Annotated in this window: 11 protein-coding genes; all 11 read left to right on the forward strand. The window is 36.2% G+C overall.

Annotation, left to right across the window (positions count from 1 at the left end; genetic code table 11):
* Positions 1–60 precede the first annotated feature (60 nt).
* The 11 genes from CAB05_RS13005 to CAB05_RS13055 all read left to right on the forward strand — a co-directional run bounded on the left by CAB05_RS13005 (position 61) and on the right by CAB05_RS13055 (position 14,075).
* Positions 61–972, forward strand: coding sequence for an aspartate carbamoyltransferase catalytic subunit (locus tag CAB05_RS13005; RefSeq protein WP_088000296.1), 912 nt, complete (start codon positions 61–63; stop codon positions 970–972).
* Positions 956–2,242 carry a dihydroorotase gene (pyrC, locus tag CAB05_RS13010; RefSeq protein ID WP_088000298.1) on the forward strand — a complete coding sequence of 429 codons (1,287 nt, stop codon included), beginning with the start codon at positions 956–958 and terminating at the stop codon, positions 2,240–2,242. Before CAB05_RS13005 ends, pyrC begins: the two co-directional genes overlap by 17 nt.
* Positions 2,239–3,339, forward strand: a complete 1,101-nt coding sequence (locus tag CAB05_RS13015) for a carbamoyl phosphate synthase small subunit (RefSeq protein WP_088000300.1) — start codon at positions 2,239–2,241, stop codon at positions 3,337–3,339. Before pyrC ends, CAB05_RS13015 begins: the two co-directional genes overlap by 4 nt.
* Positions 3,324–6,536: a carbamoyl-phosphate synthase large subunit gene (gene carB / locus CAB05_RS13020; protein WP_088000302.1), complete on the forward strand. Its 3,213-nt coding sequence runs from the start codon at positions 3,324–3,326 to the stop codon at positions 6,534–6,536. Before CAB05_RS13015 ends, carB begins: the two co-directional genes overlap by 16 nt.
* Positions 6,533–7,303, forward strand: coding sequence for a dihydroorotate dehydrogenase electron transfer subunit (locus CAB05_RS13025; protein WP_088000304.1), 771 nt, complete (start codon positions 6,533–6,535; stop codon positions 7,301–7,303). Before carB ends, CAB05_RS13025 begins: the two co-directional genes overlap by 4 nt.
* A complete protein-coding gene (locus CAB05_RS13030; RefSeq protein WP_088000306.1) occupies positions 7,300–8,241 on the forward strand; it encodes a dihydroorotate dehydrogenase in 942 nt (313 codons plus the stop codon). The genes CAB05_RS13025 and CAB05_RS13030 overlap by 4 nt, the downstream gene beginning before the upstream one ends.
* A complete protein-coding gene (gene pyrF / locus CAB05_RS13035; RefSeq protein WP_088000308.1) occupies positions 8,213–8,926 on the forward strand; it encodes an orotidine-5'-phosphate decarboxylase in 714 nt (237 codons plus the stop codon). The genes CAB05_RS13030 and pyrF overlap by 29 nt, the downstream gene beginning before the upstream one ends.
* Positions 8,923–9,561, forward strand: coding sequence for an orotate phosphoribosyltransferase (gene pyrE / locus CAB05_RS13040; RefSeq protein WP_088000310.1), 639 nt, complete (start codon positions 8,923–8,925; stop codon positions 9,559–9,561). Before pyrF ends, pyrE begins: the two co-directional genes overlap by 4 nt.
* 163 nt (positions 9,562–9,724) lie before the next feature.
* Positions 9,725–10,264, forward strand: a complete 540-nt coding sequence (locus tag CAB05_RS13045) for a DUF1572 family protein (protein ID WP_088000312.1) — start codon at positions 9,725–9,727, stop codon at positions 10,262–10,264.
* A gap of 302 nt (positions 10,265–10,566) precedes the next feature.
* A complete protein-coding gene (locus CAB05_RS13050; protein WP_088000314.1) occupies positions 10,567–12,306 on the forward strand; it encodes an ABC transporter ATP-binding protein in 1,740 nt (579 codons plus the stop codon).
* Positions 12,303–14,075: an ABC transporter ATP-binding protein gene (locus tag CAB05_RS13055; protein ID WP_088000316.1), complete on the forward strand. Its 1,773-nt coding sequence runs from the start codon at positions 12,303–12,305 to the stop codon at positions 14,073–14,075. Before CAB05_RS13050 ends, CAB05_RS13055 begins: the two co-directional genes overlap by 4 nt.
* The last annotated feature ends 25 nt before the right edge of the window (positions 14,076–14,100 follow it).

Raw genomic sequence — 14,100 nt, forward strand, 5'->3', positions numbered from 1 at the left:
AAAACAAAAATGGTGCTCTAGATATAAAAAACGGATGAAATTCATTTAGGGGGAAGACGGATGAATCATTTATTAACCATGTCTGATTTAACAATCGAAGAAATTCAAGATTTGCTAATGGAAGCTCAAAAGTTTGCAAATGGAGAAAAAACTAGTCTAAACCGTCAGACATTTGTTGCAAATTTATTTTTTGAAAATAGTACGAGAACTCGTTTTAGCTTCGAAGTAGCCCAAAAGAAACTAGGACTTGAAGTGATCAACTTAGCAGTTGAAAGTTCAAGTATTCAAAAAGGTGAAACTTTATATGACACTGTTAAAACCCTTAAAGCAATTGGGGTAGAAGCGGTTGTCATTCGTCATACAGAAGATGAGTACTTTCAAGAAATTGAAGATGCAGGAATGCCAATCCTAAATGCGGGTGACGGATGTGGAAATCACCCGACACAATGTCTACTAGACCTTTTAACCATTAAACAAGAGTTTGGACGTTTTGAAGGATTAAAAGTAGCAATTGCAGGTGATCTAAGACATTCTAGAGTTGCCCGTTCAAATGCAGAAGCACTAACAAGATTAGGTGCGGAAGTATTCTTCGCAAGTCCTGATGAATGGAAAGACGATAAAAACTCTTATGGAACATATAAAAATTTAGATGAATTAGTTGAAGAAGTTGATGTCATGATGCTACTAAGAGTACAGCATGAAAGACATGATGCAAAGACTAATCACATAATGGAAAATTACTTACAAAAGCATGGTCTAACAATCGAGCGAGAAGCCAAAATGAAACCAACAAGCATTATCATGCATCCAGCACCATTCAATAGAGATGTAGAAATAGCGAGTGAACTAGTCGAATGCGAGCGTTCAAGAATCTTTAAGCAAATGGAAAATGGCGTTTACGTACGAATGGCTGTATTAAAAAGAGCCTTACCAACTGTATGGGGAGAGATGAAAAATGAAGTACTTGTTTAAAAACGGTGTCATCTTACAAGAAAACGGTGAATTATTAAAGCGTGATGTACTAGTAGTGAATGAGAAAATTTCAGTAATTGCTGAAACAATCATAGATCAAGAAGCAACAATCATTGAGCTTGAGGGGAAATTACTTTCACCAGGTTTTATCGACGTACATGTTCATTTAAGAGAGCCGGGCGGAGAGCATAAGGAGACAATCGAAACAGGTACAAAAGCAGCAGCAAGAGGTGGATTTACAACGATTGCAGCAATGCCAAATACTCGACCAGTACCAGATACAATTGAACATCTACAATCTTTAAATAAAAAAATTGAGGATACTGCACTAGTTAACGTACTTCCTTATGCTTCAATCACAATTCGTCAAGCTGGTGAGGAACAAACGGATTTTGAAACATTAAAAAATAATGGTGCATTTGCATTTACTGATGATGGAGTTGGCGTTCAATCAGCAGAAATGATGTACAAAGCAATGCAAAAAGCTGCAGAGTTAAATGTCTCAATCGTAGCTCATTGTGAAGAGAATACATTAATTCAAAAAGGCTGTGTACACGAAGGGAAATTCTCAAAAGAAAATGACTTAAACGGAATTCCTTCAATTTGTGAGAGTGTACAAATTGCACGTGATGTTTTATTAGCAGAAGCAACTGGTTGTCATTATCACGTATGTCATATCAGTACAAAGGAATCAGTAAGAGTAGTAAGAGATGCTAAAAAAGCAGGAATAAACGTAACAGCTGAAGTGTCACCACATCACTTAATTTTATGTGAAGATGACATTCCAGGACTTGATACGAACTTTAAAATGAATCCTCCACTAAGAGGAGCATTAGATAGAGAATCATTAATAGAGGGTTTACTTGATGGGACAATCGATATGATTGCTACTGATCATGCACCACATACACCAGAAGAAAAGGCACAAGGAATGCAGCTAGCTCCTTTTGGGATTGTAGGCTTAGAAACAGCATTCCCACTTTTAAACACACACTTTGTACAAACTGGAAAAATGTCATTAAAACAACTAATCGATTTTATGACAGTAAAACCAGCAGAAGTATTTAAGATCAACAGAGGAAAAATTGAAGTTGGCGCAGTTGCTGATTTAACGGTAATTGATTTAGAACTTCAAGAAGAAATTGATTCAACAACATTCCTTTCAAAAGGAAAAAATACACCGTTTGATGGCTGGAAATGTAAAGGTTGGCCAGTAATGACAATGGTAAAAGGCAAATTAGTATATGAAAGTGGGGAAGTAACAGTATGATGCGTCAATTAATATTAGAAGACGGAACAGTTTTTGTAGGAGAAGGATTTGGTAGCGAAGTTGAAACAACAGGAGAAATCGTATTTACAACAGGTATGACAGGATATCAAGAAGTATTAACTGACCCATCTTACTGTGGACAAATCGTAACATTTACTTATCCATTAGTAGGTAATTACGGTATCAATTTAGAGGATTTTGAAAGCATTGTACCAGCAGTACACGGATTAATCGTTAAGGAGTATGCTGAGCATCCTTCAAATTTCCGAAATAAAATGAGCTTGGATCAATATTGTAAAGATAAAGGAATCCCAGGTTTAGCAGGTATCGATACACGTATGTTAACGAAAAAGTTACGTGAAGTTGGAACAATGAAAGGGAAATTCTGCAGTATGGAAGCCAACGTAGATGAAGTTGTTGCAGAATTAACAAATACACCATTATTCACTAACCACGTGGAACGAGTTTCAACACAAAAGCCTTATAGAAGTCCAGGTAGAGGACACCGAGTAGTATTAGTAGACTTCGGTATGAAGCATGGTATTTTAAGAGAATTAACAAATCGTAAATGTGACGTAACAGTCGTACCATATAATATCTCAGCAAAAGAAATTTTCTTACTAGCTCCAGATGGAATTATGTTAAGTAATGGACCTGGAGATCCAAAAGATGTTCAAGTAGCAATCGAAATGATTAAAGAAGTAGTTGGCAAAGTACCATTATTCGGAATTTGCTTAGGTCATCAGTTATTTGCGCTAGCAAATGGAGGAGATACTTCAAAACTTAAATTCGGACATCGCGGTGCGAACCATCCAGTTAAACATTTAGAAACAGGAAAAGTAGCAATTACATCACAAAACCACGGTTATGCTGTAGAAATGGATTCAATTGAAGGAACTGATTTAGTAGTAACACATGTTGCACTAAATGATGGAACTGTAGAAGGACTTAAACATAAGAAATACCCAGCATTCACAGTACAATATCACCCAGAGGCATCACCGGGACCAGAAGATGCAAACTATTTATTCGATGAATTTATGAGCATGATGGAAGCACAGAAGAGAGAGGGGAACTTACAATGCCAAAACGCGTAGACATTAAAACAATCTTAGTAATCGGATCAGGACCAATCGTAATCGGTCAAGCAGCAGAATTTGATTATGCTGGAACACAGGCTTGTCAGGCATTGAAAGAAGAAGGATACAAAGTAATTCTTGTAAACTCAAACCCTGCAACAATAATGACGGATGTACAAACAGCAGATAAAGTATACATCGAGCCACTAACAGTAGATTTCGTTAGTCGAATCATTCGCAAAGAACGCCCAGATGCACTTTTACCAACATTAGGAGGTCAAACAGGACTTAACCTAGCGGTAGCACTAGATAATTCTGGTGTGTTAAAAGAATGTGGTGTAAAAATTTTAGGTACAACGTTAGAAGCAATTAACCGTGCAGAAGACCGAGACTTATTCAGAACATTAATGAACGACTTAAATGAGCCAGTACCAGAAAGTACAATCATCCATACTTTAGAAGAAGCATATGACTTCGTAGAAGAAATTGGTTACCCGGTTATCGTAAGACCTGCCTTTACTCTTGGAGGAACAGGCGGAGGAATTTGCCACGATGAAGAAGAGCTTAAAGAAATCGTAGCAAGTGGATTAAAAAATAGCCCAGTAACACAATGTTTATTAGAAAAAAGTATCGCTGGTTTTAAAGAAATCGAATATGAAGTAATGCGAGATGCAAATGACCATGCGATTGTAGTATGTAACATGGAAAACATCGACCCAGTTGGTGTTCATACAGGGGATTCAATCGTAGTTGCTCCTTCTCAAACATTAAGTGATCGCGAGTATCAAATGTTACGAAATGTATCACTTAAAATCATTCGCGCTTTAGGAATTGAAGGTGGATGTAACGTACAGCTTGCACTAGATCCAGATAGCTTCCAATACTATGTAATCGAAGTTAATCCACGTGTATCACGTTCAAGTGCGCTAGCATCAAAAGCAACAGGTTATCCGATTGCGAAATTAGCAGCGAAAATTGCAGTAGGCTTAACATTAGATGAGATGATTAACCCAGTTACAAAGAAAACTTATGCATGCTTCGAGCCAGCATTAGACTATATCGTATCAAAAATTCCACGCTGGCCATTTGATAAATTTGAAACGGCAAACCGTCAGTTAGGAACTCAAATGAAAGCAACTGGAGAAGTAATGGCGATTGGTAGAACACTTGAAGAGTCATTATTAAAAGCAGTACGCTCTCTAGAATTAGGAATAAGTCACATCGAGCTTAACGCAGTAAAAGAACTGACTAAAGACGAAATGATTACTCGCATGGCAAAAGCTGACGATGAAAGACTATACATCGTTGCTGAAGCAATGAGAACAGGTATGACGTTAGAAGAAATACATGATATTACAAAAATTGATTTCTTCTTCTTACACAAAATTGAAAACATCATCAAAATGGAAAAAGTTATTAAAGAAAACCATTTTGAACTTGATGTACTATTAAAAGCTAAGAAAATGGGCTTCAGTGATGATTACCTAGCATTACAATGGAATGCAACAAATAAAGAAATATACGATTTTAGAAAACAAAATCAAATCATTCCGGTATATAAAATGGTTGATACATGTTCTGCTGAGTTTGAATCTACCACTCCATACTTCTACGGAACATATGAGATCGAAAATGAATCAATTGTAACTGATAAGAAAAGTGTAGTAGTACTTGGCTCTGGTCCAATACGTATCGGTCAAGGTATTGAGTTTGACTATGCAACAGTACATTGTGTAAGAGCAATTAAAGAGGCTGGATACGAAGCAATCATTATAAACAACAATCCAGAAACGGTTTCGACTGACTTTAGTATCTCAGACAAACTTTATTTCGAGCCATTAACAATTGAAGACGTAATGCATATTATCGATTTAGAAAAACCGATGGGTGTAGTCGTTCAATTCGGTGGTCAAACAGCAATTAACCTAGCAGGCAAATTAGTAGAACGTGGTGTGAAAATTCTTGGAACTTCACTTGAAGATTTAGATCGTGCAGAAGACCGAGACAAGTTTGAAGAAGCACTTCAACAATTAGGTGTTCCACAACCTCTTGGTAAAACAGCAATGACAGCAGAAGAAGCTGCAGCAATCGCTGATGAAATTGGTTATCCAGTTTTAGTAAGACCATCATACGTACTTGGTGGACGTGCTATGGAGATTGTATATCACCGTGAAGAAATTCTACACTATATGCAAAATGCAGTAAAAATCAATCCAGAACATCCAGTACTAGTAGACCGTTACTTAACTGGTAAAGAAATTGAAGTAGATGCAATCTCTGACGGAATCGATGTATATATCCCAGGTATAATGGAGCATATCGAACGAGCAGGAGTTCACTCCGGAGATTCAATCGCAGTATATCCTACACAAAATGTATCAGAAGCTGCGAAGGAAAAGTTAATCGAATATACAATCAAACTAGCAAAAGGCTTAAATATTAAAGGATTACTAAACATCCAGTTTGTTGTCACAGATAAAGATGAAGTATTCGTACTAGAGGTTAACCCAAGATCAAGTCGTACAGTACCATTCTTAAGTAAAATTACAAATGTACCAATGGCGAATATCGCAACTAAAGTAATCCTAGGTCAAACACTAGCATCATTCGGTTATGCAACAGGCTACCATCCAGAAGGTAAAGAAGTGTATGTAAAAGCACCAGTGTTCTCATTCGCTAAATTACGCTCAGTAGATATAACATTAGGCCCTGAAATGAAATCAACTGGAGAAGTAATGGGGAAAGATGTAAGTCTTCAAAAAGCATTATACAAAGCATTAATCGCTGCAGGAATGCATATCCCAACTCACGGTTCAGTGATCATTACAGTAGCTGATAAGGATAAAGAAGAAGTAGTGAATATCGCAAAACGCTTCCATGAAATTGGATTTACAGTATTCGGTACTGAAGGAACTAAAAATCATTTAGAAAACCACGGTGTACCAGTAAAAGCTGTAAACAAAATTAACGAGCATGAAGACAATATGCTAGACATGATCAAGCGTGGAGATGCGCAGTTTGTAATCAATACATTAACAAAAGGTAAAAAACCAGCTCGTGATGGATTCAGAATTCGTCGTGAATCAGTTGAAAACGGAGTAGTTTGCTTAACTTCACTTGATACAGCAAATGCAATATTATCAGTAATTGAAAGCTTAACATTCTCAACTTCTGCACTACCAAACAAAGAAATGAAGGCTGGCGTATTAATATGATAAAAAAAGAACTCATGACAATTGTCTCAAACCGAGAAATTGCCCATCAAATTGTTGAAATGACATTAAAAGGTGAACTAGTTCAGGAGATGCACTCTCCTGGGCAGTTTGTCCATATAAAAGTGACTGGTGGACTAACACCACTTTTAAGAAGACCAATCAGTATATGTCAGGTCGACAAAGAGAAAAGTGAGTTCACTATGATATTCCGCGCAGAAGGTGAAGGAACTAAGCTTTTAAAAGAAGCAAGCGTTGGACAACAGGTTGATGTATTAGGTCCTCTTGGTCAAGGTTATGATATTGAAACTCTTTCTGAAGGGGATACAGCACTACTTGTAGGCGGTGGAATTGGCGTACCTCCAATGTATGAACTTTCGAAGCAATTTAAAGCACGTGGTGTAAATGTTATTCATGTACTAGGATTTGCATCAAGCAATGTGGCTTTTTATGAAAAAGAATTTTCAGAATTAGGACCAACTTATATGGCAACAGTAGATGGAACTATTGGTACGAAAGGATTCGTAACTGATGTTATTCGTGAAGAAAAGCTTCAATTTGATCAATACTTTGCATGTGGTCCAACGGTAATGTTAAAAGCTTTACAACAGCAATATAAAGGTATGAAGGATGGTTATATATCACTTGAAGAACGAATGGGCTGTGGAATTGGTGCTTGTTTCGCATGTGTATGCCATACAGAAGATGGGTCATATCGTAAAATTTGTAGTGATGGACCAGTGTTCCAGGCTGAGGAGGTAGTTCTATGATTTCATTACAAACAAAACTTCCTGGCTTAGATTTAAAAAATCCTATAATGCCAGCTTCAGGTTGCTTTGGATTCGGTAGAGAGTTTGCAAATCTATATGATTTAAGTGTACTTGGTGCCATTATGATTAAGGCGACAACGGTTGAAACAAGATACGGAAATGAAACGCCTCGTGTTGCTGAAACGCAGGCGGGGATGTTAAATGCTATCGGTCTTCAAAATCCTGGATTAGAAAAAGTAATCAATGAGGAATTAAAATGGCTATCAAGCTATGATGTGCCAATCATTGCAAATATTGCAGGTTCAACAATAGAGGACTATGTAACAGTAGCAAGAGAAATATCAAAAGTAAGTAATGTAAAAGCATTAGAACTAAACATTTCTTGTCCAAACGTAAAATGTGGTGGGATTGCATTTGGGACTGATGCTGCAACAGCGGCTGAAGTAACAAAAAAAGTGAAAGAAGTAAGCGAAGTTCCGCTTTACGTAAAATTATCTCCAAATGTAACAAACATTGTAGAAATCGCAAAAGCAATTGAAAATGCTGGAGCAGACGGTTTAACAATGATCAATACATTACTAGGGATGAGACTAGACTTAAGAACGGGAAAACCAATTCTTGCGAATAAAACTGGTGGATTATCGGGTCCAGCTATCAAACCAGTAGCGATACGAATGATCCATGATGTTAGTCAAGTAGTCAACATCCCGATCATCGGTATGGGTGGCGTAATGAACGCAGAAGATGCACTAGAGTTTTTCTTAGCAGGAGCAAGTGCAATTGGTGTAGGAACGGCAAACTTTGTTGATCCATTTGTTTGTCCAACAATCATTGATGAACTACCAGAAGTATTAGAAAAATACGGTTATCAGTCGATCGAAGAATGTATTGGAAGGAGCTGGAAACAACATGTCATCACAAGTGGTCATCGCGCTTGATTTTTCTTCAAAAGAAGAAGTAATGAATTTTGTAAAAAAATTTCAAAAATCTCTATATGTAAAGGTAGGGATGGAACTATTTTACAAAGAGGGTCCAGCGATCATAAAGGAACTAAAAGAATTAGGACATCAAATCTTCCTAGATTTAAAGCTTCATGATATTCCGAATACAGTAAAACATGCTATGAAAAATATCGCATCTTTAGAAGTAGACATGGTAAATGTGCATGCAGCTGGTGGAACGAAAATGATGAAGGCAGCATTAGAAGGGTTAGAAGAAGGCACTCCGGCTGGTAAGAAAAGACCTTTACTAATTGCAGTTACTCAACTTACTAGCACTTCAGAAGAACAAGTAATCCATGAACAAGGACTTACATCTTTAAAGGATTCGATTAAACTATATGCTGCAATTACAGAAGAAAGTGGACTTGATGGGGTAGTTTGCTCTCCACTAGATGTAGAATTAGTCCAAGCAGCAGTTGAAGGTGATAACTTTATAACGGTGACACCTGGCATACGTTTAGCTGATAATAGTGTAGATGATCAAGTACGAGTAACTACTCCAGCGAAAGCTAGACAATTAGGAAGTAGCTATATTGTAGTAGGACGCAGTATTACAAAAAGTGAAAATCCAGTAGAAGCATATGAAGAAATATTGGCACAATGGGAGGGCGTAATAATATGAAAAAGAATATCGCAGCAAACTTATTAAGCATTGGGGCAGTAAGCCTTCAACCTGAAACTCCATTTACTTGGGCATCAGGAATCAAATCTCCTATCTATTGTGATAATCGCTTAACTCTTGGCTATCCAGAAATTCGTAAAAATATTGCATCAGGACTAGTTCAATTAATCGAAGAAAAATTTGGCACAGTTGATGTAATTGCTGGAACTGCAACAGCGGGAATTCCACATGCAGCTTGGACAAGTGATTTAATGAACTTGCCGATGGTCTATGTCCGCAGCTCTGCAAAAGGTCATGGCAAAGGAAACCAAATTGAAGGCCCAATAAAAGCAGGTCAAAAAGTTGTAGTAGTAGAAGATCTGATTTCAACAGGTGGAAGCGTAATTACATGTGTAGAAGCATTACGTGAAGCAGGTTGTGAAGTGGTAGGAGTTGTATCAATTTTCACATATAATCTACCAGCTGCAGTAGAAAAATTCGAAGCAAATGACGTAACATACTACTCTCTAACTGATTATGACACGTTAGTAGAAGTAGCTAAAGAGCAAGGCTCAATTAAAGAAGACCATGTAGCAAAACTAACTGCCTGGAGAAAAAATCCACAAGACGCTAGCTGGATGACTGTCGGCGTATAAAATAATGTAGGAACACAGCCTCAAATGGCTGTGTTTTTTTGATTAATTCCTTTATTTTTGGTCCCTGATCAGAATTTCATAGAAATTAGTTGAAAACTATTCATTTTAATTTTTATACTATTCATATAATTGTTAATGTGTATCTTTTATAGGGGGGATTTGGATGTCAGTAGAAAAGCTGTTCTTATCAAATAGTTTAAAAGAATTTCAAGGCATTAAAAAACTAGGTGATCTTACGATGAAGCAATTGTCATATGAAGAATTAGTATGGCAGCCCTCTAGTGAATCGAATAGTATTGCCATTATCGTTAAACATTTAAGTGGAAACATGATCTCAAGATGGACTGATTTTTTGACGTTAGATGGAGAGAAAACATGGCGTAATCGAGATCAGGAATTTGAGGGGACTTATTCTTCAAAGGAAGAAATGCTCGCTGCGTGGGAAAAAGGATGGGATGTAGTATTCTCGGCAATTCAAAATTTAAAAGAAGATGACATTCTAAAAACAATCACCATAAGAGGTGAAGCTCATTTTGTACTACAAGCAATACATAGACAAATTAGTCATTATGGTTATCATATTGGTCAAATTGTTTATGTAGGAAAACAAGTTAAAAATGAACAGTTTACAAGTTTAAGTATCCCTAGAGGACAATCGGAACAATATTTAAATGAGAAACTTAAAAACGTAAAACATACATGATGACTATATGAATACCTAATAAAAAATAAAAATGATCATTAAATCTACAACAAAAGTTGTAGATTTTTTAATGAATATTACAACAAAACGAGTAATTAATTTCAAACTTAATGATGAAGAAAAAAAGATCGGTGAAGAGTAAAGTAAGAATGAGGAAAGACAAAGATATCGGATGTTTGATTAGAATAGAAAGAAATATTGAAGATTTACCTTTAAATCGGAACTTAGTTTATCAATTCTTTTTTTTAATAATGAAAATAGTTAGAAAATAATGTAAAATGTTACAAGTTAGGGGGGAATATATGAAGATTTTAATTGAAACACTTAATCACTTTAAACCGTATTGGAAAATTTTACTCCTTGCTTTTGGTAGTTCTTTAATTGCTGGAGCTTTTGCCGTTATTCCACCAATTTTAACGGGAAAAGTCGTGGATGAGTTATTAGGAGATGCTAATTCACAAGTTCTTTTCTATTTAATCTTTGGAATCATGTTGGCATTTTTATGTAAAGTTGTATTTGAATCCTTACAAGAATTTATACAAGTTAAGATTGGTCTAGATGTCATTAGTGATATGCAATTACGAGCATTTAAAAAGCTTCAAAAAGCACCAATGTCGTTTTTTTCAACATCACCTCGTGGTGATATGCTATTTCGATTAACGCATGATGTAGAATCAGTACAAAATCTGAATAATACTGTTGTTCCGCGATTTATTCAACAAGTGATCGCAGCAATCGCAGCATTTGTTGCAGTTTTTCCTTTGTATTGGCCAGCTGCTGTCATCATGCTGATTGTTTTTGCAATTTATTTAGTACCTTCATTTATGATTGGAACAAAAGTACGTAAAATGGGTGCCATTTCACGAGATATGAGCGCTGATTTATATAATCATACACAAGAAAGTATTGAATCAGTTCGACTTGTTCGTACATTTCAAACACAGGAACAAGAAAATAAACGCTTAGAAGAAAAGCTTTCAATATGGAAGAGATTTGCAATCCGATTGGCTCTTTTTGGTAAATTTAATTGGAGATTAGGGAATGTTTTTAATAATGGTGCACCTGGGGTTATTATGTTGGTTGGAGGATATTCAGTATGGCAACAGGAGATTTCGATAGGGACTTTAATAGCTGTATTAGGATTTATCCCAACAATGTTTATGCCGGTGCGCTCTCTTGCTGAAAATGCACTTACAATTCAACAAGCGATTCCTGCTCTTGAGCGTATTTATGAGTATTTTGATTTACCTTCGGAGCAAACTGAATCTTTCCCTATTTTTGAAAATGTAAAAGGTGATATTGATGTTAACAATATTCGATTTGCATATCCTAATGCTACTGAAGAAGTATTAAAGGGTGTATCTTTTTCAATAAAGTCAGGGCAGCATATTGGTATAGTCGGATCTAGTGGTGGAGGAAAGAGTACATTAATCCAATTATTATTAGGATTATATGAGCCTACATCAGGTTCAATATTTGTTGATCAAAAAGATTTATCAAAACATGATTTTCAATCATTGCGCCAAAATGTTGGGGTTGTTTCTCAAGAAACGTTCTTATTAAATAGCACACTGAAACAAAATTTATTATATGCCAAACCAAATGCTACTGATGATGAACTACTACTTGCCGTTGAAGCTGCTGATTTAGGTGATTTAATAGATTCATTGCCAGAAGGATTTGAGACAATCGTCGGAGAGCGAGGTTTAAAGCTTTCAGGTGGTCAAAGACAACGTGTAGCATTAGCACGTTCGATATTAAGACATCCTCCAGTATTGATATTCGATGAAGCAACTTCATCTTTAGACGGGGAAACTGAAGAGAAGGTACAGTCTTCTCTTGAGAAATTAATTCCGGGAAGAACGACAATTACGATTGCTCATCGACTCGTTACAGTAAAGGATGCAGATTGTATCTTGCTATTAGACAAAGGTTTAATTGCTGAACAAGGTACGCATGAAGAATTACTATCATTAAAAGGGCAATATTATCAACTATATATGGCACAGTACAGTGAGCTAGATAAGGAGAGTGCCGTATGAACCAAAATAAAATAAAAAAAATAGGTGATGGAAAAAGAGTTATTCAGTTTCTAATACCTCATAAAAAATGGGTATTTGCTGATTCATTTGTTATTGCTTTAAGTCAAATTTGTGCAACTTTAATCCCAACTTTAGGTATGGGGTGGTTAGTAGATCATATCATCCCAAATCATGAAAATACATTACTTTGGGGATTAATGTGGTTACTAGTTTTTGCAGCAATACTTGATTTAATTTTAATGGTAATCGACGAGTATTTTTGTCATCATGTAGCAAAGTCAGTTACAAACTGGCAAAAATTACGCTTATTTAAGCATTTACAAATTTTACCGTATTCATATTTTCATCAATCAAAATCTGGGGAACTTCTAGCTAGAGTATCAGATGACCCGGATACGCTTCATAATTTCTTAGCATGGGAAGGATCTACTTTTATGGCATCCGTACAAGGGGTTGTCATTTATAGTGTTGTATTATTATGGATTCACCCGTACTTAATGGTTACGAGTGTAGTTTTAGGAATATTGTTTTATTGGACGTCAAATAAAGTTGGGGCTAGAACAAGGAATGCTTCTGCAAGAGCAAGAGAAGAAGCGTCACGTTATTTAGAAAGGCTACGTGAATCTGTAACAGGTATCCAGTTATCTAGAATTCTAGGTGCAACAGATTATGAGATTCAAAGTGTAGCAGATATTCGAAAATCATTTGTAAAAGAATCAATTATTGAGTTAAAAGCAAGAATGAAGTCCATTGTTGTCATCGGAAGCTACAATGGCTTCGCTTTGGCTTCGGTTTATTTTATTAGTGTTTTATTAATATCAAATGAACAAATATCAAGTGGACAAATGCTAACAGCGGGCGGTCTAGTTACCATTGCTGCAAATGAAATTCAAAGAATGCTAAGAAATTGGTTATCCGTTAGAAGAACTGGTCCAGCACTTGATCGTTCCGAAAAATTATTAGCTGAGCCAACATCTGCTTTTGAAGTACAAGAAGGAAAGAAACTAGATGTTGTGGATGGTTTAATTGAATTTAAAGATGTTAAATTCGGTTATCCAAATAAAGAAGACCTTGTATTAAATGGCTTAACATTCCAAGTAAAACCTGGAGAGGCAGTTGCCATCGTAGGACCTAGTGGTGCAGGGAAGTCAACAATTGTAGATTTATTACTAGGTTTTTATCCATTAAATAGTGGTACGATTGACATTGATGGATTATCTATCGAGCAGTCGAATGCTAAATGGGTTAGAGACTCAATTTCATTCGTCTCACAGGATGTACAGTTACGAAATGGTAGCTTAGCGGATAACATAAAGATTGGAAATGAAAAGGCGACTGATGAAGAGCTAGTCCAAGCTTTAAGAGATAGTGGTTTATCTGACTATTATGATTCATTACCAGATGGTTTACATTCTTCAATTGGAGAAAGAGGAGCACTTCTTTCAGGTGGTCAAAAACAACGATTGTCTTTAGCAAGAGCACTCGTCAAAAATTCACCAATCTTGATATTAGATGAAGCAAGCTCAGCACTTGACCCTATTACAGAATTACAAATAAATGAAGCAATTCAAAAGAGAAAATCAAAACAATCGGTAATTGTCATTTCCCATCGTCTTTCAACTGTATTAACGGCAGATCGTATTGTCGTATTAGAAAACGGTATCGTTGTTGAAGAAGGTACGCATCATGCATTATTGGAAATGGATGGAGTGTATTCTAGATTATTTAAACGTGAGGCTGAAACTGGTGAAAATGTATTGAGTGTTTAAAAAACATGTTGGAAGTGGAAGGGGT

The organism is Gottfriedia solisilvae, assembly GCF_002128405.1.
Classification (GTDB): Bacteria; Bacillota; Bacilli; order Bacillales; family Bacillaceae_G; genus Gottfriedia; species Gottfriedia solisilvae.

What these genes read in the sequence shown, in the direction of transcription:
- CAB05_RS13005 (WP_088000296.1), top strand. Translation starts at nt 61, where the DNA reads ATGAATCATTTATTAACCATGTCTGATTTAACAATCGAAGAAATTCAA.
- pyrC (WP_088000298.1), top strand. Translation starts at nt 956, where the DNA reads ATGAAGTACTTGTTTAAAAACGGTGTCATCTTACAAGAAAACGGTGAA.
- CAB05_RS13015 (WP_088000300.1), top strand. Translation starts at nt 2,239, where the DNA reads ATGATGCGTCAATTAATATTAGAAGACGGAACAGTTTTTGTAGGAGAA.
- carB (WP_088000302.1), top strand. Translation starts at nt 3,324, where the DNA reads ATGCCAAAACGCGTAGACATTAAAACAATCTTAGTAATCGGATCAGGA.
- CAB05_RS13025 (WP_088000304.1), top strand. Translation starts at nt 6,533, where the DNA reads ATGATAAAAAAAGAACTCATGACAATTGTCTCAAACCGAGAAATTGCC.
- CAB05_RS13030 (WP_088000306.1), top strand. Translation starts at nt 7,300, where the DNA reads ATGATTTCATTACAAACAAAACTTCCTGGCTTAGATTTAAAAAATCCT.
- pyrF (WP_088000308.1), top strand. Translation starts at nt 8,213, where the DNA reads ATGTCATCACAAGTGGTCATCGCGCTTGATTTTTCTTCAAAAGAAGAA.
- pyrE (WP_088000310.1), top strand. Translation starts at nt 8,923, where the DNA reads ATGAAAAAGAATATCGCAGCAAACTTATTAAGCATTGGGGCAGTAAGC.
- CAB05_RS13045 (WP_088000312.1), top strand. Translation starts at nt 9,725, where the DNA reads ATGTCAGTAGAAAAGCTGTTCTTATCAAATAGTTTAAAAGAATTTCAA.
- CAB05_RS13050 (WP_088000314.1), top strand. Translation starts at nt 10,567, where the DNA reads ATGAAGATTTTAATTGAAACACTTAATCACTTTAAACCGTATTGGAAA.
- CAB05_RS13055 (WP_088000316.1), top strand. Translation starts at nt 12,303, where the DNA reads ATGAACCAAAATAAAATAAAAAAAATAGGTGATGGAAAAAGAGTTATT.